The organism is Acidovorax sp. GW823-FHT01C06 (genome assembly GCF_058798375.1).
On the sequence record NZ_JBXAKN010000003.1, the window covers coordinates 269,413 to 293,094 of the forward strand.

The following is a 23,682-nucleotide window of genomic DNA, read 5'->3' on the forward strand; positions in this document are numbered from 1 at the left end:
CGGGCGTGCCCCGCACCAGTGCACCCGTGGATCTGGCCCCGCCAGTCCACCGGGTACGTCCCCCCAGGGGGAAGACGCGCAGCGGCTCGGGGGGAATCAGATCCCGGCGGCGTGGTCCAGAAAAACACGGGCGCGGCGCGGCGTCACCACCAGCGTTTCGCCCTCCTTGAACCCCATCTCCTTGAACTGCTGCGCAGGTATCTGCGCTTCGATCAAGTGCTCCGGGGACGCATTGTCCGCTGGTTTGTGATCCTGGGATGGAATAAGTTCCAGGCGCGCGATCGGGCCCACCACGATGGCACGGCTCAGCTGCGCCACGATGCCGCGCGGGCGGCCCTGGGCGTCGAGCCCGGCGCCCGGGGAGTAGCGCTCCACATCCAGGTCGTGGGGGCGCACATAGGCAAAAGCCTTGGCGTTCTGCGCGCCCTGGTGCTCGGGCGAATCGATCTGCATGCCCTCCAGGTGCACCAGGCCCTCGTGCGCCCGGCCGTGGAACAGGTTCACGTCGCCCAGGAAGCCGTAGACGAACGGGCTCGCGGGCTGGTCCCACACCTGCTGGGGCGAGCCGCTTTGCTCGATGCGGCCCTGGTTGATCACGACCACCCGGTCGGCCACCTCCAGTGCCTCTTCCTGGTCGTGCGTGACGAAGATGCTGGTCACGTGCAGCTCGTCGTGCAGGCGGCGCAGCCAGCGGCGCAGTTCCTTGCGCACCTTGGCGTCCAGCGCGCCGAAGGGCTCGTCCAGCAGCAGCACCTTGGGCTCCACCGCCAGGGCGCGGGCCAGCGCGATGCGCTGGCGCTGGCCGCCCGAGAGCTGCGAGGGGTAGCGGTCGGCCAGCCAGTCGAGCTGCACGAGCTTGAGCAGGTCGGTCACCTTCTGCTTGATCTGCGCCTCGCTCGGGCGCTCGCCACGGGGCTTCACGCGCAGGCCGAAGGCCACGTTCTCGAACACGGTCATGTGGCGGAACAGCGCGTAGTGCTGGAACACGAAGCCCACGTTGCGCTCGCGCACGTGCACGTCGGTGGTGTCCTCGCCGCTGAAGTGGATGGTGCCGACGTCAGCCGTCTCCAGCCCCGCGATGATGCGCAAGAGCGTGGTCTTGCCGCAGCCCGAGGGGCCGAGCAGCGCGATGAGTTCGCCCGATGCGATGTCCAGGCTCACGTCGCGCAGCGCCTGGAAGTCGCCGAACTGCTTGCTGACGTTACGGATTTCAATGCTCATGGTCTTCTTCCTTCAGCGGGCGGCTGGCGCGGGTGCGGGCCGCTCGGGGGGCAAATCGGCGGCGGCTTTCAAGGCCTGCTCGTTGCGGTGTTCGGCAATGGTCTTGATGACCAGCGTGACCAGGGCCAGCAAGGCCAGCAGCGATGCAGCGGCGAACGCGGCCACGGACTGGTACTCGTTGTAGAGAATTTCGACGTGCAGCGGAATGGTGTTGGTCTGCCCACGGATGTGGCCGGACACGACGGACACCGCGCCGAACTCGCCCATGGCCCGCGCATTGCACAGGATCACGCCGTACAGCAGGCCCCACTTGATGTTGGGCAGCGTCACGTACCAGAAGGTCTGCCAGCCGGTGGCGCCCAGCACGATGGCGGCCTGCTCTTCGTCGTTGCCCTGCGCCTGCATCAGCGGGATCAGCTCACGCGCGATGAACGGGAAGGTCACAAAGACCGTTGCCAGCACGATGCCCGGCACGGCGAAGATGATCTTGATGTCATGCGCCTGCAGCCAGGGGCCGAACCAGCCCTGCGCGCCGAACATCAGCACGTAGATCAGGCCCGCCACCACGGGAGAGACGGAAAACGGCAGGTCCACCAGCGTGGTCAGGAACGCCTTGCCCCTGAACTCGTACTTGGCGATGCCCCAGGCGGCCGCGACGCCGAACACGAGGTTCAGCGGCACGGCAATGACAGCGGTGATCAGCGTGAGCTTGATGGCCGCCCAGGCATCGGGCTCGCGCAGGCCTTCGAGGTAGGCCCCGAAGCCCTTGCGCAACGCCTCGGCGAACACGGCGGCCAGCGGCAGCACCAGGAACAGCAGCATGAAGGCCAGCGCGATGGTGATCAGCGTGTAGCGGACCCAGGGCGCTTCAGTCGTGCCCGCCTGTGCGCGGCGGATAGTCCGGGAGTTGTTGCCGCTCATGCTGGAGCCCCCGCGTGGCGTCGCTGCCATGCCTGTAGTGCGTTGATGATGAGCAGCAGGATGAACGAGATGACCAGCATGACCACGGCCACGGCGGTGGCGCCGGCGTAGTCGTACTGCTCGAGCTTGCCGATGATGATCAGCGGCGTGATTTCAGACACCATGGGCATGTTGCCGGCGATGAAGATCACCGAGCCGTACTCCCCCACCGCCCGCGCGAACGCCATGGCAAAGCCGGTGAGCAGCGCGGGAGTGATGGAAGGCAGGATGACCTTGGTGAAGGTCTGCAGACGCGTGGCGCCCAGGCAGGTGGCGGCTTCTTCCAGCTCTTTTTCGGCGTCTTCCAGCACGGGCTGCACGGTGCGCACCACGAACGGCAGGCCGATGAAGATGAGCGCGATCACGATGCCCGCGGGCTTGAACGCGAGCTGAATGCCCAGGGGTTCCAGGATGCTGCCGACCCAGCCGTTGCCGGCCAGCAAGGCGGTCAACGAGATGCCGGCCACCGCCGTGGGCAGGGCGAACGGCAGGTCCACCAGTGCATCGACGATCTTCTTGCCCGGAAACTTGTAGCGCACCAGCACCCAGGCGATCAGCAGGCCGAACACCAGGTTGACCAGCGCCGCGAGGAACGAGGCCCCGAAGGTCAACCGGTACGAGGCCATCACGCGCGGCGCGCTGATGGCCGCCCAGAACTGCTCCCAGGTCAGCGTGAAGGTCTTGAAGATCAGTGCCGACAGCGGGATCAGCACGATGATGCTCAGATAGAAAAGCGTGTAGCCCAGGGTCAGCCCAAAGCCGGGCAATACCCTCCTAGCGCTTCTTGGTGCGCTTTTTTTACCGTTCATATGTTGTTATCCATTGCGCATCGTCGGTAGGAACCGGCGCGACCCAAGCCAGCAGACGCCGCGCAAGGGCCGCCCCGCGGCGCTGGCGTCGTCCCCCTTCCCGGCGATAGCCCAGAGAAGGGGGAAGCCGCACAGCGGCTCAGGGGGTTGTCCACTACTACTTGGCGCCGGGCGTGTAGAGCTTGTCGAACTGGCCGCCGTCGTTGAAGTGCACCTTCTGCGCTTCGGTCAGCGAACCGAAGTACTTGGCCACCGTGAACTGCTTGAGCGGCTTGAAGGTATCAGCGTACTTCTTGAGCACGGCCTCCGAACGTGGGCGGATCGCGTGTTTGGCGGCGATTTCCTGGGCTTCCTCGGAGTACAGGTAGTCCAGGTACGCCTTGGCCAGCTGGGCGGTGCCCTTCTTGGCCACGGTGCGCTCCACCACTGCCACGGGGTTCTCGGCCACCACGCTCACCGACGGGTAGATCGCATCGACCTTGCCGGCGCCGAATTCGCGGTCGATGGAGACCACTTCGGATTCGAAGGTGATCAGCACGTCGCCCTGGTTGCGCTGCAGGAAGGTGGCGGTGGCATCGCGGCCACCCTTGGCCAGGATGGGCACGTTCTTGTAGAGCTTGCCCACGAATTCGGCGGCCTGCGCCTCGGTGCCACCCTTTTCGCGCACGGCGCCCCAGGCGGCCAGGTAGGCATAGCGGCCGTTGCCGCCGGTCTTGGGGTTCACCACGATCACCTGCACACCGGGCTTGATCAGGTCTTCCCAGTCCTTGATGCCCTTGGGGTTGCCGTTGCGCACCAGGAACAGCATGGTCGAGGTGGTGGGCGATGCGTCGTGCGGGAATTTCTTGGCCCAGTCCTTGGCGACCACGCCGCTGTCGGCGAGGAACTGCACGTCGGTCGTCGTATTCATGGTCACCACGTCGGCCGCCAGGCCGTCGTTCACGGCGCGCGCCTGGGCGCTGGAGCCGGCGTGCGACTGGTCGATCTTCACGTCCTGGCCGGTGGTCTTCTTGTAGTGGGCAGCGAAGGCGGCGTTGTAGTCCTTGTAGAACTCTCGGGCCACGTCGTACGACACGTTGAGCAGCGAATTCTGTGCAGCGGCCATGCCGCTGGCAGCCAGGGCCACGGTGGCCAGAAGGGTCTTGAGTTTCAAAGAGGTCATGGTGCCTTCGCCCGAAAAGTACTGGAGATGCTCCATTGTGCGGAGCCGTGCTTAAAACTCAAAAGAATATATTCTTGTTAAATAATCAGCTATTGGAATATAGATTTTCAATGGCGGGCCGGCCGGTGATTGCCAGCGGGCCTGGCAAGCGCCCTGGCGACGGATTTCAAGAAAAAATGGCCCGCAGCGCTTGATGATCAAGCGCAGGAAGCTATTAAAAATATAGCAATCAGAATGCCGCCGACGTGGCGTGTGGATGGGCGGCGGATGGCGGCAGGGCGCCGTGTTCGCCCTCCAGCGACTGCAGCAGCGCCCAGCCCAGGGGCCACTCTCCATGGCCGGACTCGATGTTGATGTGCCCGGCGTTCTGCATGCGCACGAACTCGCTGCCCCAGGCACGGGCATAGGCGCCCGCCAGGCGAATGGGGCAATACGGATCGTTGCTGCTGGCCACCACGATGCTGCGATACGGCAGCGCGGCATAGGGCACCGGCGCGAAGTCGCTCAGCACGGCCCGGCGCTCGGGGTCGGCCGGGGCCACCAGCAGCGCGCCGCACACACGGGCAGCCGCTTCGGGGCCGATGTGGGCCGTGGCGATGCAGCCCAGGCTGTGCGCCACGATCACCACCGGGCCGGGCGCCGCGAGCACGGTCTTTTCAAGCTGGCCCACCCAGGCAGACCGCGTGGGCGTGATCCAGTCGTCTTGCACCACGCGGCGGGCGTGCGGGATGCGCTCGGCCCACAGGCTTTGCCAGTGGCCGGGACCGGAGTCGCGCCAGCCGGGAACGATGATGATGGAGGTGGAGGTGCTCACGGAAATCAGAGGGCCCGCCACAGCCTCGCGCCGCGGCCCTGCCCTGTTGTGTCTTGCTTCTTCTGCTTACTTGTTGGGCTGGGGCGTGATGCGCAGGTAGGGGCGCACCGCCTTGAAGCCCTTGGGAAAGCGCAGCGCGATCTCGGCCGGGTCCTGCAGGCTGGGCACGATGATCACGTCGTCGCCGTCCCTCCAGTTGGCGGGAGTGGCCACCTTGTGGCTGTCCGTCAATTGCAGCGAGTCGATGACGCGCAGGATCTCGTCGAAATTGCGCCCCGTGCTGGCGGGGTAGGTGAAGGTGGTGCGGATGACCTTCTTGGGATCGATGATGAACACGCTGCGCACCGTGACCGTGGTCGATGCGTTGGGGTGGATCATGTCGTAGAGGTCTGCCACCTTCTTGTCCGCATCGGCCAGGATGGGGAAGTTGACGGTGGTGTTCTGCGTGTCGTTGATGTCGCCCACCCAGCGGTTGTGCGAATCGACAGGGTCCACGCTCACGGCGATGGGCTTGACGTTGCGCTTTGCAAATTCGCCGCCCAGGGCAGCCGTTTTGCCCAGTTCGGTGGTGCAGACGGGCGTGAAATCGGCGGGGTGCGAGAACAGCACGACCCACGAATCACCGGCCCATTCGTGGAAACGGATGGTGCCGGCGGTGGATTCCTGGGTGAAGTCGGGGGCGGTGTCGCCGAGTCGCAAGGTGGCCATGTGGAACGCTCCTTCAATGTCTGAGGGAGCATTCTCCGATCGGTCCTTTAAAACCCAAACGAATATATTGCTCTTACTTAATCGCCAAAACGTCTAACAACAGGCTGATGGACCACCTCCAGCGCCTGCCGAGGCTGCGATTTTTTGGAAGCCTTAACCCCATTCCCCCGCCCCGTTCGTTTCACCCAGCACCAACAACACTTTGATGGAGCTGCCATGAAACCCGGTTCATTCACCCTTCCCGCACTCACCGCGCTGGCCGCCTTGCTGGCAGTGGCCAGCCTGCCGGCCCAGGCCATTGGCCGCCTGGCCGATGTCACCATCGTGGACCGCGACACGGGCACCACGCTGCCGGTGCACTACGCCAAGGGCGAATACTGGGTGGCTGGCCGCCCTGGCGCGCGCTACGCCATCACGGTGCGCAACCGCTCGGGTGAACGGGTGCTGGCCGTGCCCTCGGTGGATGGCGTCAATGTGCTCAGCGGTGAAACCGCCGCCTGGGATCAGCGCGGCTATGTGTTTTCGCCCTACGAGCGCTACCAGATCACCGGCTGGCGCAAGAGCGACAGCCAGGTCGCGGCCTTCGAGTTCTCCAGCATTGCCAACTCCTACGCCAGCCGCACGGGCCGCCCGGCCCACGTGGGCGTGATCGGTGTCGCGCTGTTCCGCGAACAGCCGCCGGTGCCCTCGCCCGCCGTCACCCCCGAGCCGTACAGCCAGAGCCAGCGCCGCGACAACAGCGGCGGCAACGGCAACAGCCTGGGACGCCTGCGCGAGGAGCCTGTCCCCCATCTGCCCTCGCCATCGGCAGCACCCGCCGCTGCGGCACCCGCCCCCTCCTCGGAAGCCGAGTCTTCCGCACGGTCGATGGCTGCGGACAGTGTGGCCAAGGCGGCGCCCATGCCGTCTCCCAAGCTGGGAACGGCGCATGGCCAGCGCGAGACCTCGGTCGTCTCGCACACCACCTTCACGCGCCTGCAGGACCAGCCCAATGAAGTGATCAGCATCCGGTATGACAGCCGCGAAAACCTGGTCGCCAGCGGCGTGATCCGCGAGCCACTGGCCCGGCCGCATGTGCCCCGCGCATTTCCGCAGTCGGACAACCTGTCCTATGTGCCCGACCCGAGGTAGGCCTTGAGGGCTTCCGCCCCGCACAGGCCCGCCGGTGCATGAGGGCCTCGCATAATGCGCGGGTGCCGACCGCCCCCTCCCCCGCCCCCACGGACGAAACCGACGAGATGCTCATGCTGCGTTATGCCGGGGGAGACATGGGCGCATTCGACGCGCTGTATGGCCGGCACGAACTGGCGGTGTGGCGGTTCGTGTTTCGCAGCGTCAAGGTCCAGGCCGTGGCCGACGACCTGCTGCAGGATGTCTGGTTTGCCGTGGCGCGCCATGCCGGCAGCTACGAGGTGAAGGCGAAATTCCGCACCTGGCTGTTCACCCTGGCGCACAACCGGCTGGTCGACCATCTGCGCACCGCCAAGAACCACGCCAGCCTGGACGCGAGCGACGACGATGACGCGCGCAGCCTGGCGGACACGCTGGTGGCCGACTCCGGCTTCGGGCCGGTACGGCAGTTGCAGTCCCGCGAGCAGGCGGCGGCGCTGATCGCCGCCGTGGAGCAACTGCCCCTCGAACAGCGGGAGGCCTTTCTGCTGCAGGCCGAAGGTGACCTCAGCGTGCAGGAGATTGCACAGGCCACGGGCGTGAATTTTGAAACCGCCAAGAGCCGCCTGCGTTATGCGCGGGCCAGCCTTCGCCAGCACCTCAAGGAGTTTGCAGCATGAGCGCGCCAGACGACGAACTGGTCCGGCGATACCGCGAAGCCAGCGCGCAGGAAGATGCCCGCCCCGGCGCGCAGGTGCGCGATGCTGTGCGCGCGCATGCGCAGATGCTGGCGGCAGCAGCCGCCACGGCCCCATCGCCCACGGCGGCCCCACTCACCCGTGCCGCAGCCAACCAGTCGCGCTGGAAGATCTCGGCCCTGGCCACCGTGGCCGTGGTGGGGCTGACTGGCTTGCTGATGCTGCAATTCGAGCGCGGGTCGCCCGAAGAAAAAGAAGTCGCCTATGGCCAGCGCCGGGCCGAAGCGCCAGCCCCCGCCGCATTGCCAGCTCCCCCACCTGCACCTTCCACGGCCCCAGCGGCAGAAACAAACTCAGCGGCGCCATCGGCCGCTGCGGGTTTGCCAGACCGTGCCCGCGACACGGCGATCCCACCGGCCAGGTCCACGGCACAAAAACCTGCGTCTGCGGCGCCAGGCCAGGCCAGGCCACTGGCCAAGACCGCACCGGCACCGGCCCCCGCAATCGCGGCCCCCGAGGCCGAGTCCTCACCGGGCCGCAGCGCAGCCGGGGCCGTTTCAGGCTTTCCCGCATCGCCGCCCATGACGGCCGAGAAGGCCATCACGCCCCGTCCCGCACCGCCCCCCGCGCCCTCCGCTGCGCCAGCCCCCCGCGCCGAGATGCGCGAGCGCTCCGTTGCGCAAGATGGTGCCGCTTCGAGGGAAGTGGTGCCACAGCCCCAGGCCATGCCATCCGCTGCGGCACCTGCCGCCGCTGCTGCGGCCCGCAGCCTACAAGGGGGCAATGCTGCGAACGGCAAACTTGCTGCCACCGCACCCAGCGCCGATGCGGGTTCCAGCGCCTTGTTGTCGCGGCACTTGTGGGAAGCCTCCCGTACAGGCGACCCCCTCCAGGTGGAAAGCCTCGTTCGCCAGGGCGCGCCCATCGACGCCCGCGACAGCGCTGGCAGGACGGCACTGATGCTCGCGGCCATCCACGGCCAGGCCACCGCCGTCCAGAAACTCCTGGCCCTGGGCGCCAACCGAACCCTGGTGGACCGCGAAGGCCTGAACGCGGCGCAGCAAGCCCGGCAACGGGGACATGCGCGCATTGCGGACCTCATCGAGGCTGAACAACGCTAGCCGCGGAACCTCCAGCGCAGGGAGTGTCCAGGCTCAGAACCGCACGGCCTCGAAAGCCGGGTGCAGCGCGTCGATCCAGTGGTCCAGCTCATCCTGTGTCACATGCAGATGCTGCATGCAGGCCTGGCCATGCTGCAGCCATTCGCGCGTGGGGGCCAGGCTGTCGTGGTGGTTCACCAGGTACTCGGCCAGCAGGCCCAGCGCCACAAGGTGCCGAACCGTGGGGTTGAAGCGCTCATCGCCCAGGCACGCAAAGTCGTGGTGCAGCCAGATGGCCTGCGCCACATCCCCCGGCAGGTGCCAGGTGCGGGCCACGATGGCGCCCATCACCGCGTGGTCGGTGCGGTGGCTGGCGTTTTCGGTCTGGGTGAAGGTGCGGTCCTTGCGGGCCAGGGCCTCGGTCACGGTGCCGGCATAGCCCCGCACGGCCTTCACCAGCACGGGCATGCCCACATGGCAGAACAGCCCGAAGCTGTAGCCCAGGCCCGGGTCAAAGCTGTAGAGCTGGTGGCCGATGTGCTCGCACGCGATGGCGCGGCGCTGCGAGCTTTCCCAGAAATGCTCCAGCAGCGGAGACCGCACCTGCAGGGCATTGCGCGTGATGAAGGCCGACAGCAGCTCCACCGCCGGCTGCAGGCCCAGCACCGTGAGCGCCATGCCCACGGTCTGCACCGGCTGGGCCAGGCCATACAGCGGGCTGTTGGCCAGCCGCATCACGGCGGCGGCCAGGGCCACGTCCGAGGAGGCCAGTTGCTCCAGGGCGGCAGAGTCCAGCTCGGGCGCGGCCACGATCTGCTGCAGGCGCAGCAGCGACTCGGGGCACGGCGGGACCACGATGGCCCGCACCGCAGGGTGCACGCGGGCTTGCCGAATATCTTGATCGATGGGGTGTGGAGCGGTCACGAAGAATCACCGGGCCGCCCCGGTACGGTACACACAGGGGTTGCCCGCACAGTTGCAATTCGTTGCATTGTGGCGCCAAAAGGCGGGGCGCAGGCGTGGCACGGGTGGGGCACCGTCTTTTCCACGACCGGCGACGCCGCACGCCGGGCGCGCCGCGCCGCAGCCACGGCTCAGATATCCGCCCCGTCCACCCCCATCAGGGCCTGGCGGGTGCTCAGGCTGCTGCGTCCGGGCATGGCCTCGCCCAGGTAGTCCAGAAAACGCCGCACCGCCGGGGACAGGCCTCGGCGCGATGGAAACACCGCATGCACGATGGCGGGCAGGGGAGCCCAGTCCGGCAGCACCCGCACCAGCCGGCGCGCCCGTATTTCCTCGGAGCACATGTAGTCCGGCATCCAGCAGATGCCGGTGCCCGCCATCGCCGCGATCTTGAGGGTCAGGAGGTCATCGGCCACGTAGCGGGGGGCGTGGTGCACCACCTGGTGCACACCGCCGGGCCCGATGAGGTTCCAGGTGGACCGGCCATCGGGCGCCGACATGGCGATGCTGTCGAGCCGCCCCAGGTCCTCCAGCGTCTCGGGGGTGCCCTGGCGGATCAGCAGGTCCGGGCTGGCCACCAGGATCTGGGTTGCATGGTCAAGGCGCTTGACGACCATGCTGCCGCTGTCCTCCACCGAGGGCCGTACGCGCAGGGCCACGTCGATGCCTTCCTCCACCAGGTTCACGGCGCGGTTGCTCACCAGCATCTCCACCCGCACCTCGGGGTAGGTGGCAAGAAACTGCGGCATCAACTCGGCCAGCACGGTCTGCGCCAGCGTCACCGGACAGCTCACGCGGATGGTGCCCCGCGGTGCCGTCTGCACCTGGGCCACGGTGTCGGCAGCCGCCTGGGCGGATTCCCGCATGGCCTGGCAATGGCGCAGATAGGCTTCTCCCACCTCGGTGAGCGAGAGCTTGCGCGTGGTGCGCTGCAACAGCCGCACGCCCAGCTGCGTTTCCAGATCCGACACGCGCCGAGAGAGGCGCGACTTGGGGATCCCCAGCGCCCGCCCGGCGGCGGCGAAGCCGCCCCGCTCCACCACTTCGGCGAAATACAGCATGTCGTTGAGGTCTTGCATGGTGAGAGCGTGTTGTGAGCGTGTTGTGCACGTTGACGTGCCCGCGAAAGCCGGGACCACAAGGCCTGTGCCCGCGCCCAGTGATCACCGGCATGGAGGTCCCACGGTAGGGCAAGGCGCATCACACGCCCTGATCGTTCTATGGATAGAACAATCTATCGCAAGTTCACTACCTTATCAACATTTTGATGCGTCCCCACAATTCATCCCATGGCCACACGCCGTGGTCCCACCACTGACACACCCCCAAGGAGTTCTCTCATGCAACTGCTTCACATCGATTCCGCCATCACCGGCGAACAATCCGTCTCCCGCGAACTCACCGCCCGCATCGTGGGCGCATGGCAGGCCAGCCACCCCGGCACCAGCGTGCAGTACCTCGACCTCGCCGCCCAGGCGCCTTCGCACCTGTCATCCGACTCCCTGGGCTTTCGCACCGGCCAGGCCGCGGCGACGGAACTCCAGCGCCAGGAAAACGCCGTGTCCGAAGCGCTGGTGAGCCAGTTCCTGGCCGCCGACGTGATCGTGGTCGGCGCTCCGCTGTACAACTTCTCGATACCCAGCCAGCTCAAGGCCTGGATCGACCGCATCGCGCAGACGGGCCGCACCTTCAAGTACACCGACAAGGGCCCCGTGGGCCTGGCCGGGGGCAAGACGGTGATCGTGGCGTCCAGCCGCGGCGGCGTGTATTCCACCAGCGAAGGCGGCCAGGCACTGGAGCACCAGGAAAGCTACCTGAAGGTCGTGTTCGGTTTCTTCGGCATCACCGACGTGCGCTTCGTGCGCGCCGAAGGCGTGGGCATGGGCCCGGACGCCAAGGCAGCGGCCCTGGCCAATGCCGACCGTGACCTGCAGGCCCACACCACCGTCGCGGCCAACCAGGCCCGGGTGGCACAGGCAGCCTGAGCGGCATCCGCAGCCGGGCTGGACCGCCGCCAGCCGGCTGCACCGCAACTGCTGCCGCCGGCGGCCCCCCGCATCAGGGCAGCCGTGATCGCAGACCCTCTGAGCTTCTTCGAGCGGCATCTGCGCCCCTGCGCGCGCTGACGCCAAAGGTGCAGATGGCGCGGCCGTTCAGGCCGCGTGCGCCTTCACCCAGGCCACGTATTTGTCCACCCAGCCTTGCAGGAACTTCCTGCTGCCTTCGCCCACGTTGCCATCGGCATCGAAAAGACCATCCTTGGCATGGATGAATGCTTCGGGCTGGCCCAGGGTGGGCATGTCAAGGTAGGCCAGCACGTTGCGCAGGTGCTGCTGCGACAGGGCCGTGCCGATGGCCCCCACCGACGCGCCGATCACGCCCGCGGGCTTGCCCGCCCATGCACTTTGGCCATAGGGCCGCGACGCATGGTCGATGGCGTTCTTGAGCACGCCGGGGATGGACCGGTTGTACTCCGCCGTCACGAAAAGCACGCCCTGCGCGGCCTGGATCTCGCGCTTGAGGCGCAACACTGGCGCGGCCTGCTGGCCATCGTCGTCCTGGTTGTACAAAGGCAGGTCGTCAATGCGCAACTGCGTGAACTGGAAATCCGCCGGTGCCAGCCGCGCGATGGCGGTGGCCAGCTGGCGATTGAAGGAATCCTTGCGGAGGCTGCCGACGATGACGGCGATCTGGACATTGCTCATGAAAACTCCTTGTGAATGGACGACAACGGAGAAAAAAAGCACCGCATGGCATCGACCGGAACGTACCGGGCCATGCTGTACACAGCGCTTGCCATGATAGCCACAGCCCCGTGAAAACGCAGGGCGGCGGGCCCGGCGCAATTGCTGCATTTTGTATAGCGTATTGCGCCGCCATGAAGGCCCGCCCGGTCGGCCGCTAGCCCGCGCGCCGCTGCCCGGCCAGGCGCTGCACCACGGCCACCAGGCGGTCGATCTCTTCGAAGGTGTTGTAGAACGCCAGCGAAGGCCGCACCGTGGTCTCCACGCCGAAGCGGCGCAGGATGGGCTGGGCACAGTGGTGGCCGGTGCGCACGGCGATGCCCTCCTCGTTGAGCGCCTTGCCCACCTCTTCCGTGGTGTAGCCCGCGAGCACGAAGGACATCACGCTGGCCTTGTCGTCGGCCGTGCCGATGAGCCGCACGCCGCGGATCGCACCCAGGTGGCGCATGCCGTAGGCCAGCAGTTCGTGCTCGTAGCGCGCGATGTTCTCGATGCCCACCCGGTTCACGTAGTCGATGGCGGCGCCCAGGCCCACGGCGTCGGCGATGTTGCCGGTGCCGGCCTCGAACTTGTTCGGGATGGGCTGGAACACCGTCTTCTCGAAGGTCACGTCGGCAATCATGTTGCCGCCGCCTTGCCAGGGCGACATGTCTTCGAGCACCGCACGCTTGCCCCAGACCACGCCGATGCCAGTGGGCCCGAAGACCTTGTGGCCCGAGAACACGAAGAAGTCGGCCCCCAGGTCCTGCACGTCCACCCGCATGTGCGAGACCGACTGCGCACCGTCGACCAGGGTCGTGGCACCCGCCCGCCTGGCCAGGGCCACGATCTCCTTGACCGGCACCACGGTGCCCAGGGCATTGGAGACCTGGGTGACTGCCACTATCTTGGTGCGGTCGTTCAAGAGCTTCTGGTACTCATCGAGCAGCACCTGGCCCGAGTCGTCCACCGGGATCACGCGCAGGCGCGCGCCCTTGGCAGCCGCCAGCTGCTGCCAGGGCACGATGTTGGCATGGTGCTCCAGGTGGCTGACGATGATCTCGTCGCCCTCGCCCACATGCTGCGCGCCCCAGCTCTTGGCCACCAGGTTGATGGCCTCGGTGGTGCCGCGCACGAAGATCACCTCGTTCACGTCGGGCGCATTGATGAAGCGCTGCACGCGCTGGCGTGCGCCCTCGTAGGCGTCCGTGGCACGGGCGGCCAGTTCATGCGCCGCACGGTGGATGTTGGAGTTCTCGTGCGCGTAGAAGTGGCTGATGCGGTCGATGACCGACTGCGGCTTGTGCGTGGTGGCCGCATTGTCGAACCAGACGAGCTGGCGGCCATTCACGCGCTCCTGCAGCACCGGGAAGTCGCGGCGCACCGCATGCACGTCGAACGCGGGGTGGGCGCTGCGGTCGGCCTGCGGGACGCTGCCGGCAGCCGGGGCACGGCCGGGCGTGGTGTAGCCGCCGGGCAGCACCACGGCGTCGGCGAAGTAGAAACGCGGCTCGGTCGATGGCACCGTGCTGGGCACGCCGGTGCCGGCCGTGGGCGAGCCCACGCGCGGCACTTCGGGTGCAGCAAAAGGCAGGCGCGCCAGGGCATCGAGCCCGCCGGGAACGGCGCCATGCCCGTCGGGCGGTGCCACCTGCGGTGCGCGGTCGGCCGCCAGCGGGTGGCCATGGCGCTCACCGAGAAAGTAGTACGGCGATGCTGTCGATGGGACGGGTGGTGCGGAAGGCTACGCCGCCTCGGGCACCCCCAGCACGCCGCTGCCAAAGCGCGGCTCGTAGGCCGGCAAGGTGCTGATCACCGAGTCGGGTACGCCGTTGCCAGCCACCGCATGAGGCAGCAGGGCCGGCGCACGGTGCGCCAGCGAGGCCAGCGGCGTGGGCGAGGCCGGCACCAGGTTGGCACCCGGCACCAGCCCTTGCGGGATGGGGGTGCCGGGCACGCCGGGGCCAAAGCCCGCCGGGCTGACCAGCGGCGAGCCGGCCGGTGCGATGTTGACGGGCGCCTGCACGCCAGGAGGCCAGGGCGTGCCCTGCCCCGCACCAGGCAGCGAGCCCGGTGGCGTGGAGGGCCGGCCTGTGGCCGGCCCGGCAAAGCGCGGCTCTTCGCCAGGCCGGGCCGCGAACAGGGCCGTCACCAGCCCGGCCAGCAGCGCCGGGTCGATCGGCGGCTGCAGCGTGGCGGGTACGCTGGCAGGAAGGGAGGATGGAGTGGTCACCACGCGGCGCTTTACTTGTAGGTGTCGGGGTAGTCGTGGTACTTGTTGATCTCCACGTCGTCCAGCACGGCCAGGGCATCGGGCGTGAGCACGGCCAGCGAGCAGTACAGCGAGATCAGGTAGGACGCGATGGCATGGTTGTTGATGCCCATGAAGCGCACCGACAGGCCGGGGCTTTGCTCGCCCGGCAGGCCGGGCTGGAACAGGCCGACCACGCCCTGGCGCTTGTCGCCCACGCGCAGCAGCAGGATCTTGCTCTTGCCATCGGCCACAGGCACCTTGTCCGAAGGGATCAGCGGAATGCCGCGCCAGGTGATGAACTGCGAGCCGAACAGGCTCACCGTGGGCGGCGGCGTGCCACGGCGCGTGGCCTCGCGGCCGAAGGCGGCGATCGCCAGCGGGTGGGCCAGGAAGAAGGCGGGCTCCTTCCAGACCTTGGTGAGCAGCTCGTCCAGGTCGTCCGGCGTGGGCGCGCCGGTGAGCGGAAACACGCGCTGCTCTTCCGTCACCTGGGCCAGCAGGCCGTAGTCGGGGTTGTTGATGAGCTCGCTCTCCTGGTTTTCCTTGATCGTCTCGATCGTCAGGCGCAGCTGTTCCTTGATCTGGTCGTGCGGGCTGCTGTACAGGTCGGAGATGCGGGTGTGCACATCGAGCACGGTGCTCACGGCGTTCAGGAAGAACTCGCGCGGGTTCTCTTCGTAGTCCACGAAGGTGCGCGGCAACTGGTTCTCTTCCTCGCGGGCCGTGCAGGTGACCTTGATCAGCTCGGGGTTCTTGACCTGGTTGAGGCGGTAGATGCCTGCCTCCACCGGCACCCACTGCAGCAGGTGCGTGAGCCAGCGCGGCGAGATGGTCGAGAGTTGTGCGGTGGTCTTGGTCGCGTTGGCAAGTTGCCGTGCTGCGTTGTCGCCCAGGGCGGTCGTGCCGCCCACTGTTGCCGTCATGTGAGGCTCCGTATCAGAAAGGTTGGTAAACGAACAGGTTTCGATTCCCAGCCAGTGTCGGATTCCCCCGCTATCGCTTCAACATGCTATAGCCGCCAATCGCGAGCCTTTCAGCACATGGGCGCTGTTCAATTCGTCGCAATGTCCGAGCAGCGTGGCACTGCTCACGCCCAGGGCCTGCGAGAGCTTGTCAATGGTGACCAGCGAGGCAATGGCGCGGCCGCGCTCGATCTCGCCCACGTAGGAGCGGTTCAGGTCGGCATGCCCGGCCAGTTGCTCCTGCGACCAGCCGCGCGCTTCGCGCAGGCGCCGCACGGCGGTGCCGAAACTGCGTACCAGCACCTCACTCATGCCACGCCCACCCCGGGTTCGTCGCCGTCGTGGTGCCCGTTGTGGCGCGACAGGGCCTGGGTCACGTTGCCGCCCGCGGGCACGTCGTGCGTGATCCAGACATTGCCGCCGATGGTGGCGCCGCGCCCCAGCGTCACCCGGCCGAGCACCGTGGCCCCGGCGTAGATGACCACATCGTCTTCCACCACCGGGTGGCGTGGCAGGCCCTTCTGCAAGTGCCCATCCTCGTCCGTGGGAAAGCGCTTGGCGCCCAGCGTGACGGCCTGGTAGACACGCACGCGCTCGCCGATCACCGCCGTCTCGCCGATCACGACGCCCGTGCCATGGTCGATGAAGAAGCCCGCGCCGATCTGCGCGCCGGGGTGGATGTCGATGCCGGTCTGCGCATGGGCCTGCTCGGCCACGATGCGCGCCAGCAGCGGCAACTCCAGCTGGTACAGCGTGTGCGCCAGGCGGTGGTGGATCATGGCCAGGATGCCGGGGTAGCACAGCAGCACCTCGTCCACGCTGCGCGCGGCCGGATCGCCGTGGTAGGCGGCCAGCACGTCGCTGTCGAGCAGGCTGCGCGTCTCGGGCAGCGCCGCGGCGAAAGTGCGTGCCGCCTGCACGGCGCGCTTTTCGATGTTCTGCTCTTCCACCGGCTGGTGGCGCAGCACGTAGCGCAGCTCCAGGCGGATCTGCGCCAGCAGCGCGTGCAGGGCGGCGTCCAGCGTGTGGCCTACATAGAAGTCCTCGCTCTCCTGGCGCAGGTCGGGTGGACCCAGGCGCATGGGAAACAGCACGCCCTTGAGCTTGTCCACGATGTCGGCCAGTGCGTCACGCGATGGGAACTCGCGCCCGCCCGGCTCCTGGGAGCGCTTTTGCAGGCTGCGCCAGTCGCGGCGCACGGCGTGCAGGGACTGCACGATGGGTTCGATGTTGAAGACGGCCATGGGAAGAAGAGAGAGCAGTGGTTCAGTCGTGAGGGGGTTGGCCGCGGGCAGTCGGTTCTTCAGTCCTGGACCCAGGGCAGGCCGTGAAAGCGCCAGCCGTCGGAGCCGCCGCGCTGCTTGCGGCCATCGATCTCGCCCTCGAAGCCTTCGAGCACGTTGAAGACACGGGTGAAGCCGGCCTTGGCCGCCGCCTCGGCCGCCAGGGCCGAGCGCTTGCCGCTGCGGCACAGCAGCAGCGCCGTGGCCTCCTTGCCGCCGTGGCTGGCCAGGCGGGCCTCCAGCTCGCGCACGAAGCGCGGGTTGCGCTGCAGGGCGGTGCCCGTGGCCCAGGGCACGTGCAGGCTGTCCGGCACCTGGCCGACGAACTTCAGCTCTTCGGCCGAGCGCACGTCCACCAGCACGGCATCGCCGGCCAGGACGAGTTTCCACGCCACGGTGGGCGCAACGCCGCCCGCATAGGGCAGGCCGGAGGCCAGGGCGACCGAGCGAGCGGATTCCAGTTCCTGTGCGAGCACAGCGTCCTGGGTGTCCTGGATGGCGGATGAAGGCATGGCAGGGGTCCTTGAGGCTAGGGTTTCGCAGCCCTCATGGGCGGGGCTGCTGTGAACAATGTGTTCACTCTAGAACCCTTCTCATAAAACCCAAAAGAATAAAAATTGGTTTCTATAAAACCAAAACATCCTTCAGATTGATCAATCAAGCCCTGCGGACGGCAGGCCGCGCAAGGCGTGCCCAAAGGGTCGCAGGTCCAGGCGCTCCGGCAGGTCGAGCACCTGCTGCGCCAGGGCCTCCCCCACGGCGGCCGAGTGCTTGAAGCCATGGCCCGAACAGGCCGAGGCCACGTGCACGCCCGGCCAGCCGGGCAGGCGGTCGATGACGAAGCCATGGTCCGGGGTCACCGTGTACAGGCAGGCCCGCGCGTCCGTGCAGCGGGCGCCTGGGGCCTGAAAGCGCGGCAGCACATGGCGCTGGAGCATGGAATCCCGCTCGGCATCGGCCACGACCCTGTCCACCGTATCGGGCGTGGTGGTCTCAAGGTACTGTGCGGTGGCCACCTTGAAGGCCGGCGCGCCCGCATCCGCGATCGGGAACCCATAGATCGAGTCGTCCGGTCCGTCGCGAAAGGTCCAGATGAAGACCGGAAACACCCCGGGCTCGAACGAGGGCCTGGCGGCCCCCACGTCGAACCAGAACATCACCTGGCGGTACACCGCCAGCCGGGGTGCCCAGGCATGCCACAGCTCCTGGCCCAGCAGGCCCGGGAGCCAGGGGCCCGCGGCCAGCACCACCTGCCCGGCGCTGTAGCGGCCCTGCGTGGTGTCCACCCGCAGGTGCCCGCCTTCGCGCGCGAGGCCGGTCACGCGCACCCCTGTCTGCACCGTGGCGCCATGCACCTGGGCCTGTTGCAACTGGGCGCTGATGGCGGCCTCGGGCCGCACGAAGCCGGCGTCGCGCTCCCAGTAGGCGAATTCGTGGTCGTTGAGCTGGAACTGCGGGTAGCGCCGGCGCAGGTCGGCATGGTCCAGCACCTCGTGGTCTATGCCATGGCGGCGCGCGATCTCGATGGTGTTGTGCACGAAGTCCAGGCGGCGTCCCTGGTGCAGCGGCGCGCCATCGCGCGGACCGAGCACCAGGCCGTGGGTGCGGGTGTAGATGGGCTGGCCGGTCGCGGCCTCCAGTTCGCGCCAGATCTCGTGCGAGCGGCGCACCAGGGGCACGTATTCGTCGCCCTCGCCCACCGCCAGCCGGGTGATGCGGGTCTGGCCGTGCGAGGAGCCCAGGCTGTGCGGCGGCTGGAACTGGTCCAGCCCGAGCACCCTGGCCCCGCGCCGCGCCAGCTGGTACAGCGTGGCGCAGCCCACGGCCCCGAGGCCGACGACGATGCTGTCGAAATGTGCCATGCAACGATCCGATGATCAGCACCGGCAGCAGGTGGCCGGGCGGCACCATGGCGCCGCGCAGGGTGCGGCACGCCCGCGGACAAGCCGTGCCGGGGCCCGTTCAGGCACCGGCAGCTGGAAGCATCAGAAGCCTGGCAGCACCGAACCCTTGAACTCGGTCTGGATGAACTTGCGCACTTCTTCCGAGTGGTAGGCCTTCACGAGCTTGGCCACCCAGGGCTTGTCCTTGTCGGCTTCGCGCACGGCGATCAGGTTGACGTAGGGGCTCTTGGCGTTCTCTTGCGCAATCGCATCCTTGCCCGGGTTCAGGCCGGCGGAGAGCGCGAAGTTCGTGTTGATGGCCGAGGCGTCCAGATCATCCAGCGAGCGGGGCAGTTGGGCGGCATCGAGTTCCACGAACTTGAGCTTCTTGGGATTGCTCACCACGTCCAGCGGCGTGGCCTTCAGGTCGGCGCCGTCACGCAGCTTGATCAGGCCCTTGTCCTGCAGCACCAGCAGCACGCGGCCGCCGTTCGTGGGGTCGTTGGGAATGCCGAACTTGGCGCCTTCCTTCAGGTCTTCGAGCTTCTTGACCTTCTTGGAATACAGGCCGATCGGGAAATTGACGGTATAGCCCACGGGCACCAGCTTGTAGCCACGGTCCTTGACCTGGGCATCCAGGTAGGGCTTGTGCTGGTAGCTGTTGGCATCGAGGTCGCCGGCCGACAGCGCGGCATTGGGCTGCACGTAGTCGCTGAACTCGACGACCTGGATCTTGAGACCGTCCTTCTCGGCGACCTTCTTGACCACTTCGAAGATCTGCGCATGGGGGCCGCCCGTCACGCCGATCTTCAGGGGCTTGTCCTGCGCCAGGGCGCCGGTCGAAAAGCCGGTGGCGAGGGCCAGGGCGAGAGTGGTTTGCAGCAGCGAGCGCTTGTTCACGGAAGACACCTTTCGTTAAGAGATGCAGGCATCCTAGGGTTTCCCCGATAAAACAGGAACGAATAAGTTTTTATGTTCTTACAATTAATATGAATAACGTTTGTCACCCTCGCAGCGCGACGTTGTTGAGCTTGTCCAGCCGCTCGGGCCAGGTGCCTTCCACCGTCGCGCCCTGAAGCAGGATGCGCGTCCAGGCCACCCAGGCGTCCCACTGCACCCGCTTGTCCCACGAATTCCCCCAGGCGCTGAACAGTTGCAGCGCGCTGTCCGCCGCCGCCCTGGCGTCCTGCCTGCGGCCCGCCGACAGATACAGCTGCGCCAGCACCATCTGTGGCTCGCCCACCCAGGGGTTGTGACGGACCGCGCTTTCCAGCACCCCGGTGGCCACGTCCAGGTCCACCAGCGGCTGGTCCTGCTGGATCACCGACCAGTACAGCGAGGCGGCCGCCGCCTCGTCCGCCGCCGCCAGCGGCTGCGTGCAATGGGCAAACACGGGCGGCGTGGGCAGCAGGCCCTGGAGGCCCGGGTGCTGCAGCGCCAGGCCCAGGCCGTTGATCTGCGAGACCATGCGTCCGCTCGGCCGCATCGGCCCGGGCCACAGCGACGCGGCCCAGTGCACCGGCTGGGGACGGTGCTGCACCGCGGGGAAGCGCGAAAAGATGTCGTCCTGCCAGCTGAACCACTGCTCGATGGCGTCGGCCATGCTCACGATGATGAACGCCGCCACCTCGTAGGGCGTGAGCACGTGGCGCACGCCGTCCTTCTCCAGCGCCAGGCTGCCATCGCGCTCCAGCTGCCCGGCCAGCACGCGCTGCACGAACTGCGTGCGCGACTGCGTGCAGAACAGGTAGACCAGGTGCTCGGCCGATTCGCCCGCGATCTCGCGCACGCGCGCACGCTCCCGGGCGGGGTCGAACTTCACCAGGTCCACGAAGGCATTGCCATACACGCTGTGCAGCAGCCCCAGAAGGCGCACATCGCGCGGCTGCCGCCACACGGTGAGCGAGCGCGCCACGCCCACCAGATGGTGGCGGAAGGTGCCCGCCTTGTGCCAGTCCTGCCCCACGTTGCGTGCGAGCACCGTGGGCAGCGCGGGCGCGAGGTCGGCGTCGCGCGCCAGCCACTCTTCATCCAGCAGCGGCTGGGCACGGGCAAACAAGTCGGGGTCGAGCGTGTGAAAAGGCAGCGTCATGGTCTGAATGTCTCCGGCGGTTGTTCTGGCAGATCGAAATGCAAAGTACACACAGTATCAGCGCGGCTGGCGCGGGCCGCCAAGGCCACGTGGGTGTATCAACTCGATAAAAAATGGCTACAGCGCTTTATGGATGTACGCTTCCAGCTATGAAAACAGAAGCAAAAAGTCTCCCATCTGCCGCATCCCCATCCTGCGACACGCCCCCATCCGTGAGCTTGCCGCCACCAATTTCCAGTTTTATGGAATAAATTTCCATTAAACTGCCGCCATGGACATCAACCACCGCATCGCCCGCCGGTTGCGCGAGCTGCGCGACACCCGGGGCTACTCACTGGACACGCTGGCCGAACGCAGCGGCGTGAGCCGCTCCAACATCTCGCTGATCGAACGCGGCCAGAGCAGCCCCACGGCCGCCGTGCTGGACAAACTGGCCGTCGGGCTGAGCGTGGCACTCGCCTCCTTCTTCGAGGACGGCACCGAGGGCGAGGCCCTGCCCTCGCCCCTGATCCGGGCCGCCGACCAGCCCCGCTGGCAGGACCCGGCCTCGGGCTATGTGCGCCGCCGGCTGTCGCCGCCCGCGCCCTCGCCGCTGCAGCTGGTGGAGGTGGAGTTTCCGCCCGGCCAGCGCGTCGCCCTCGACTCGGCCGTGCACGATGCCGACATCCACCAGCAGGTCTGGCTGGTGGAAGGCCGCATGGACCTGACCGTGGGCACCACCACCTGGGCGCTGGGCGCGGGGGACTGCCTGGCCATGCAGCTCAACCAGCCCATCGTGTTCCACAACCCGGGCACGCGGCCCGCGCGCTACCTGGTGGCGCTCACCACGATGGGCCTGCCGCCTGCCCGCTTCGCATCCCCCACCCCGAGGAGAAAACCATGACCTCCGACACACGGGCCCCTTCGCCCGCCGTCACCATCCGGCGCCTGGGCGGCCGCGAGGCGGCCGCGAGCGTGCCGGCGCTGGCCGACGTGCTGATCGACTGCGTGCAAGGTGGGGCGTCGGTGAGCTTCATGTGGCCGCTGCCGCGCGACAAGGCCCTCGCGTTCTGGAGCGGCGTGGCCGACGGCGTGGCCCGCAACGAACGCGTGCTGCTGGTGGCCGAGGCCCCGGGAGGCCACATCGTGGGGACCGTGCAGCTCGTCACCGCCATGCCCGACAACCAGCCCCACCGCGCCGACGTGGCCAAGATGCTGGTGCACCGCCAGGCCCGCCGCCGGGGCATCGCCCAGCAGCTCATGGCCGCCGTGGACGACGCAGCGCGCGCCGAGGGCAAGACCGTGCTCGTGCTCGACACCGTGACCGGCGGCGACGCCGAGCGCCTGTACGAGCGCGCCGGCTGGCAGCGCGTGGGCGTGGTGCCCGACTATGCGCTGATGCCGGACGGAGCGTTCTGCGGCACCACGTTCTTCTGCAAGCGGATCTGACCTTTCCCTGCCCCTCCGGGGACAGCGCCCCCGGCACCCGCCCCGGACCAACCCGCATGCAGCGCGCCCGATAAAACTGTATATTTATACAGTCAATCATTTACGGAGAAGCGCCATGGAAGTTCTTGAATCCACTTACGCGGTCGCCCTGCGCGACTACCCTGAAGAGCTGCCACCCCGGGAGCGCATGGCCGCCGAGGCACGCTATGCCAGGGAGCTCGAAAAACAGCTCGGCGGCCCCGCGCAGGTCGCCGCGGCCCTGGACACCATGTCCAGCCTGGAAGAATCGCCGCCCGAGATCGTGTCGGCCGGTGACCTCGCCTTGATCAAGCAATGGGGCAAAGCCAGCGTCGCCGCGCGGCAGGCGGGGTTTCGCGACCTGGGGGAAGGAGACGGCGCGTACTTCGAGGTCCGGCTGCTGTAAGCCTCTTTCGGGGGCCCATTGCCTTGCCTTGCCCTGCCCTGCCCTTGCCTGGACGGACCAGGGGCCGGGAATGAGGGAGGCGGCAAGGCACGGTAGCGCGCAGCCAGTGCCCGTCACGGCACGGCCAGGGACTCCAGAGCCGCCCACACCGCCAGGATGGCCGTGTCGTGCACCTGCGACGCCCGCCGCGCCAGCCCCAGCTCCCGCCACAGCGGCGGGCTCAGCGGGCGCACCTGCAGGCCCGCGTTGTCCTGCTCCACATCGCCGCCCGCCACCCCGGGCTGCTCCAGCGGCAGCACCGCCACGCCATGGCCGGCGCCCACCAGGCTGCGCAGTGCCAGCGGGTGGTTCAGCTCCATGCGGGGGCGGGGGTTCAGGCCGGCCTGCGCGAACCAGCCGGCGATGAGCCGGTACATCTGCGTGGCCGGTCCGAAGGACATCCAGCGCTGGCCGGCCAGCCACTGTGGCGTGGCCTGCGCCGGCGCATCCCACGCGGGCGGAATCAGCGCCACCATGGGGTCCGTGCGCCAGGGGCGCACCTGCACGTCGCGGCCGGCGGCCTGCGGCATCGCGACGATGGCCAGATCCAGCGTGCCCGCGCCGAGCCGGGCCATGGCCTCGGCGGAGCTGAGCACATCCAGCTTCACATCCACGCCCGGGCTTTGACGGGCCAGCCGCTCCAGCAGGCGGGGCAGCAAGCCCGCGCTCACGCCCGCCGTGGTGGCAAGGCGCACCAGGCCTTCCAGCCCCTGCGCGCGCCGGCGCACCTGCTCCACCACCTCGTCGGCCCCGGCCAGCAGGCGGCGCCCCCCGGCCACGAGCGCCTCGCCAGCCGGCGTCAGGCTGGCCTGGCGCCGGCCGCGCACCACCAGCGCGGCGCCCAGCCGCGACTCCAGTTCACTGATGTGCAGGCTGACCGTCGGTGGCGCCAGGTGCAGGGCCTGGGCCGCGGCGGCCAGCGTGCCCAGGTCGGCGATGGCAACAAGGGTCTGGACCTGGTCCAGGTTGAGGTTTCGCATCAGGAATCCTGAATTCAATAGTCATTGAATTCAACTTTACAGATGTCTGGCTGAAAAACATCATTCGCC

The 23,682-nt window shown here is 67.8% G+C and carries 24 protein-coding genes and 1 pseudogene; 7 read left to right on the plus strand and 18 right to left on the minus strand.

From position 1 onward, the window contains the following. Positions 1-96: 96 nt before the first annotated feature. The 6 genes from AC1RCS_RS09370 to AC1RCS_RS09395 form a co-directional block, all read right to left on the minus strand. Positions 97-1,221 carry a sulfate/molybdate ABC transporter ATP-binding protein gene (locus tag AC1RCS_RS09370; RefSeq protein WP_218341063.1) on the minus strand — a complete coding sequence of 375 codons (1,125 nt, stop codon included), beginning with the start codon at positions 1,219-1,221 and terminating at the stop codon, positions 97-99. 12 nt (positions 1,222-1,233) lie between these two features. After that, positions 1,234-2,142: a sulfate ABC transporter permease subunit CysW gene (gene cysW, locus AC1RCS_RS09375; protein WP_492244999.1), complete on the minus strand. Its 909-nt coding sequence runs from the start codon at positions 2,140-2,142 to the stop codon at positions 1,234-1,236. Then, complete coding sequence (gene cysT / locus AC1RCS_RS09380; protein ID WP_218294703.1) at positions 2,139-2,990, minus strand: sulfate ABC transporter permease subunit CysT; 852 nt, start codon at positions 2,988-2,990, stop codon at positions 2,139-2,141. The genes cysW and cysT overlap by 4 nt, the downstream gene beginning before the upstream one ends. Before the next feature lie 157 nt (positions 2,991-3,147). After that, positions 3,148-4,152: a sulfate ABC transporter substrate-binding protein gene (locus AC1RCS_RS09385; protein WP_218294702.1), complete on the minus strand. Its 1,005-nt coding sequence runs from the start codon at positions 4,150-4,152 to the stop codon at positions 3,148-3,150. A 229-nt stretch (positions 4,153-4,381) separates the two neighbouring features. Then, complete coding sequence (locus AC1RCS_RS09390) at positions 4,382-4,966, minus strand: RBBP9/YdeN family alpha/beta hydrolase (RefSeq protein WP_218294701.1); 585 nt, start codon at positions 4,964-4,966, stop codon at positions 4,382-4,384. A 66-nt stretch (positions 4,967-5,032) separates the two neighbouring features. Then, complete coding sequence (locus AC1RCS_RS09395) at positions 5,033-5,674, minus strand: peroxiredoxin (protein WP_218294700.1); 642 nt, start codon at positions 5,672-5,674, stop codon at positions 5,033-5,035. A 216-nt stretch (positions 5,675-5,890) separates the two neighbouring features. Here AC1RCS_RS09395 and AC1RCS_RS09400 point away from each other — a divergent pair, with 216 nt between their 5' ends. The 3 genes from AC1RCS_RS09400 to AC1RCS_RS09410 are packed head-to-tail and all read left to right on the plus strand — an operon-like array spanning position 5,891 to position 8,603. Beyond that, positions 5,891-6,805 carry a hypothetical protein gene (locus AC1RCS_RS09400; protein ID WP_492244866.1) on the plus strand — a complete coding sequence of 305 codons (915 nt, stop codon included), beginning with the start codon at positions 5,891-5,893 and terminating at the stop codon, positions 6,803-6,805. A 38-nt stretch (positions 6,806-6,843) separates the two neighbouring features. Further along, complete coding sequence (locus AC1RCS_RS09405) at positions 6,844-7,464, plus strand: sigma-70 family RNA polymerase sigma factor (RefSeq protein WP_492266989.1); 621 nt, start codon at positions 6,844-6,846, stop codon at positions 7,462-7,464. Next, positions 7,461-8,603: an ankyrin repeat domain-containing protein gene (locus AC1RCS_RS09410; protein WP_492244867.1), complete on the plus strand. Its 1,143-nt coding sequence runs from the start codon at positions 7,461-7,463 to the stop codon at positions 8,601-8,603. The genes AC1RCS_RS09405 and AC1RCS_RS09410 overlap by 4 nt, the downstream gene beginning before the upstream one ends. Before the next feature lie 33 nt (positions 8,604-8,636). Here AC1RCS_RS09410 and AC1RCS_RS09415 read toward each other — a convergent pair whose 3' ends face one another. Then, entirely contained in the window at positions 8,637-9,506 is an 870-nt protein-coding gene (locus tag AC1RCS_RS09415; protein ID WP_218294696.1) for an HDOD domain-containing protein, read from the minus strand. A gap of 170 nt (positions 9,507-9,676) precedes the next feature. Continuing rightward, entirely contained in the window at positions 9,677-10,624 is a 948-nt protein-coding gene (locus AC1RCS_RS09420; protein ID WP_492244868.1) for a LysR family transcriptional regulator, read from the minus strand. Between the two features lie 261 nt (positions 10,625-10,885). On the opposite strand from AC1RCS_RS09420, the gene AC1RCS_RS09425 reads away from it, so the two are divergent. After that, positions 10,886-11,530 (plus strand): FMN-dependent NADH-azoreductase, encoded by a 645-nt coding sequence (locus AC1RCS_RS09425; protein ID WP_218294694.1) that lies wholly within the window; start codon positions 10,886-10,888, stop codon positions 11,528-11,530. A gap of 168 nt (positions 11,531-11,698) precedes the next feature. Here the strand turns inward: AC1RCS_RS09425 and AC1RCS_RS09430 are convergent, their stop codons facing one another. The 9 genes and pseudogenes from AC1RCS_RS09430 to AC1RCS_RS09470 form a co-directional block, all read right to left on the minus strand. Beyond that, a complete protein-coding gene (locus AC1RCS_RS09430; RefSeq protein WP_218294693.1) occupies positions 11,699-12,250 on the minus strand; it encodes an NADPH-dependent FMN reductase in 552 nt (183 codons plus the stop codon). A 196-nt stretch (positions 12,251-12,446) separates the two neighbouring features. Further along, positions 12,447-14,504, minus strand: a pseudogene (locus tag AC1RCS_RS09435) (family 2A encapsulin nanocompartment cargo protein cysteine desulfurase). Positions 14,505-14,512: 8 nt separating this feature from the next. Beyond that, positions 14,513-15,445, minus strand: a complete 933-nt coding sequence (locus AC1RCS_RS09440; RefSeq protein WP_218341054.1) for a family 2A encapsulin nanocompartment shell protein — start codon at positions 15,443-15,445, stop codon at positions 14,513-14,515. Positions 15,446-15,523: 78 nt separating this feature from the next. Next, positions 15,524-15,796 (minus strand): helix-turn-helix domain-containing protein, encoded by a 273-nt coding sequence (locus AC1RCS_RS09445; protein ID WP_218341053.1) that lies wholly within the window; start codon positions 15,794-15,796, stop codon positions 15,524-15,526. Next, complete coding sequence (gene epsC, locus AC1RCS_RS09450; RefSeq protein WP_492244869.1) at positions 15,793-16,728, minus strand: serine O-acetyltransferase EpsC; 936 nt, start codon at positions 16,726-16,728, stop codon at positions 15,793-15,795. Before epsC ends, AC1RCS_RS09445 begins: the two co-directional genes overlap by 4 nt. Positions 16,729-16,787: 59 nt before the next feature. After that, positions 16,788-17,279 carry a rhodanese-like domain-containing protein gene (locus AC1RCS_RS09455; protein ID WP_492244870.1) on the minus strand — a complete coding sequence of 164 codons (492 nt, stop codon included), beginning with the start codon at positions 17,277-17,279 and terminating at the stop codon, positions 16,788-16,790. A gap of 141 nt (positions 17,280-17,420) precedes the next feature. Continuing rightward, positions 17,421-18,629, minus strand: coding sequence for an N-methyl-L-tryptophan oxidase (gene solA, locus AC1RCS_RS09460; RefSeq protein ID WP_492244871.1), 1,209 nt, complete (start codon positions 18,627-18,629; stop codon positions 17,421-17,423). Between the two features lie 123 nt (positions 18,630-18,752). Further along, on the minus strand, positions 18,753-19,550 hold the full coding sequence (locus AC1RCS_RS09465) for a MetQ/NlpA family ABC transporter substrate-binding protein (RefSeq protein WP_492244872.1): 798 nt from the start codon (positions 19,548-19,550) through the stop codon (positions 18,753-18,755). A gap of 103 nt (positions 19,551-19,653) precedes the next feature. Next, positions 19,654-20,742 carry a DUF6817 domain-containing protein gene (locus AC1RCS_RS09470; RefSeq protein WP_492244873.1) on the minus strand — a complete coding sequence of 363 codons (1,089 nt, stop codon included), beginning with the start codon at positions 20,740-20,742 and terminating at the stop codon, positions 19,654-19,656. Positions 20,743-21,013: 271 nt separating this feature from the next. Here AC1RCS_RS09470 and AC1RCS_RS09475 point away from each other — a divergent pair, with 271 nt between their 5' ends. From AC1RCS_RS09475 to AC1RCS_RS09485, 3 genes are all read left to right on the plus strand, one after another. After that, positions 21,014-21,625: a helix-turn-helix domain-containing protein gene (locus AC1RCS_RS09475; protein ID WP_492244874.1), complete on the plus strand. Its 612-nt coding sequence runs from the start codon at positions 21,014-21,016 to the stop codon at positions 21,623-21,625. Further along, on the plus strand, positions 21,622-22,170 hold the full coding sequence (locus AC1RCS_RS09480) for a GNAT family N-acetyltransferase (protein WP_492244875.1): 549 nt from the start codon (positions 21,622-21,624) through the stop codon (positions 22,168-22,170). Before AC1RCS_RS09475 ends, AC1RCS_RS09480 begins: the two co-directional genes overlap by 4 nt. Positions 22,171-22,285: 115 nt before the next feature. Next, the gene (locus AC1RCS_RS09485) at positions 22,286-22,594 is read left to right on the plus strand and encodes a hypothetical protein (RefSeq protein WP_218294683.1); all 309 of its coding nucleotides are present in this window, start codon (positions 22,286-22,288) and stop codon (positions 22,592-22,594) included. A gap of 113 nt (positions 22,595-22,707) precedes the next feature. Here AC1RCS_RS09485 and AC1RCS_RS09490 read toward each other — a convergent pair whose 3' ends face one another. After that, complete coding sequence (locus AC1RCS_RS09490) at positions 22,708-23,613, minus strand: LysR family transcriptional regulator (protein ID WP_218341046.1); 906 nt, start codon at positions 23,611-23,613, stop codon at positions 22,708-22,710. Positions 23,614-23,682: the final 69 nt, after the last annotated feature.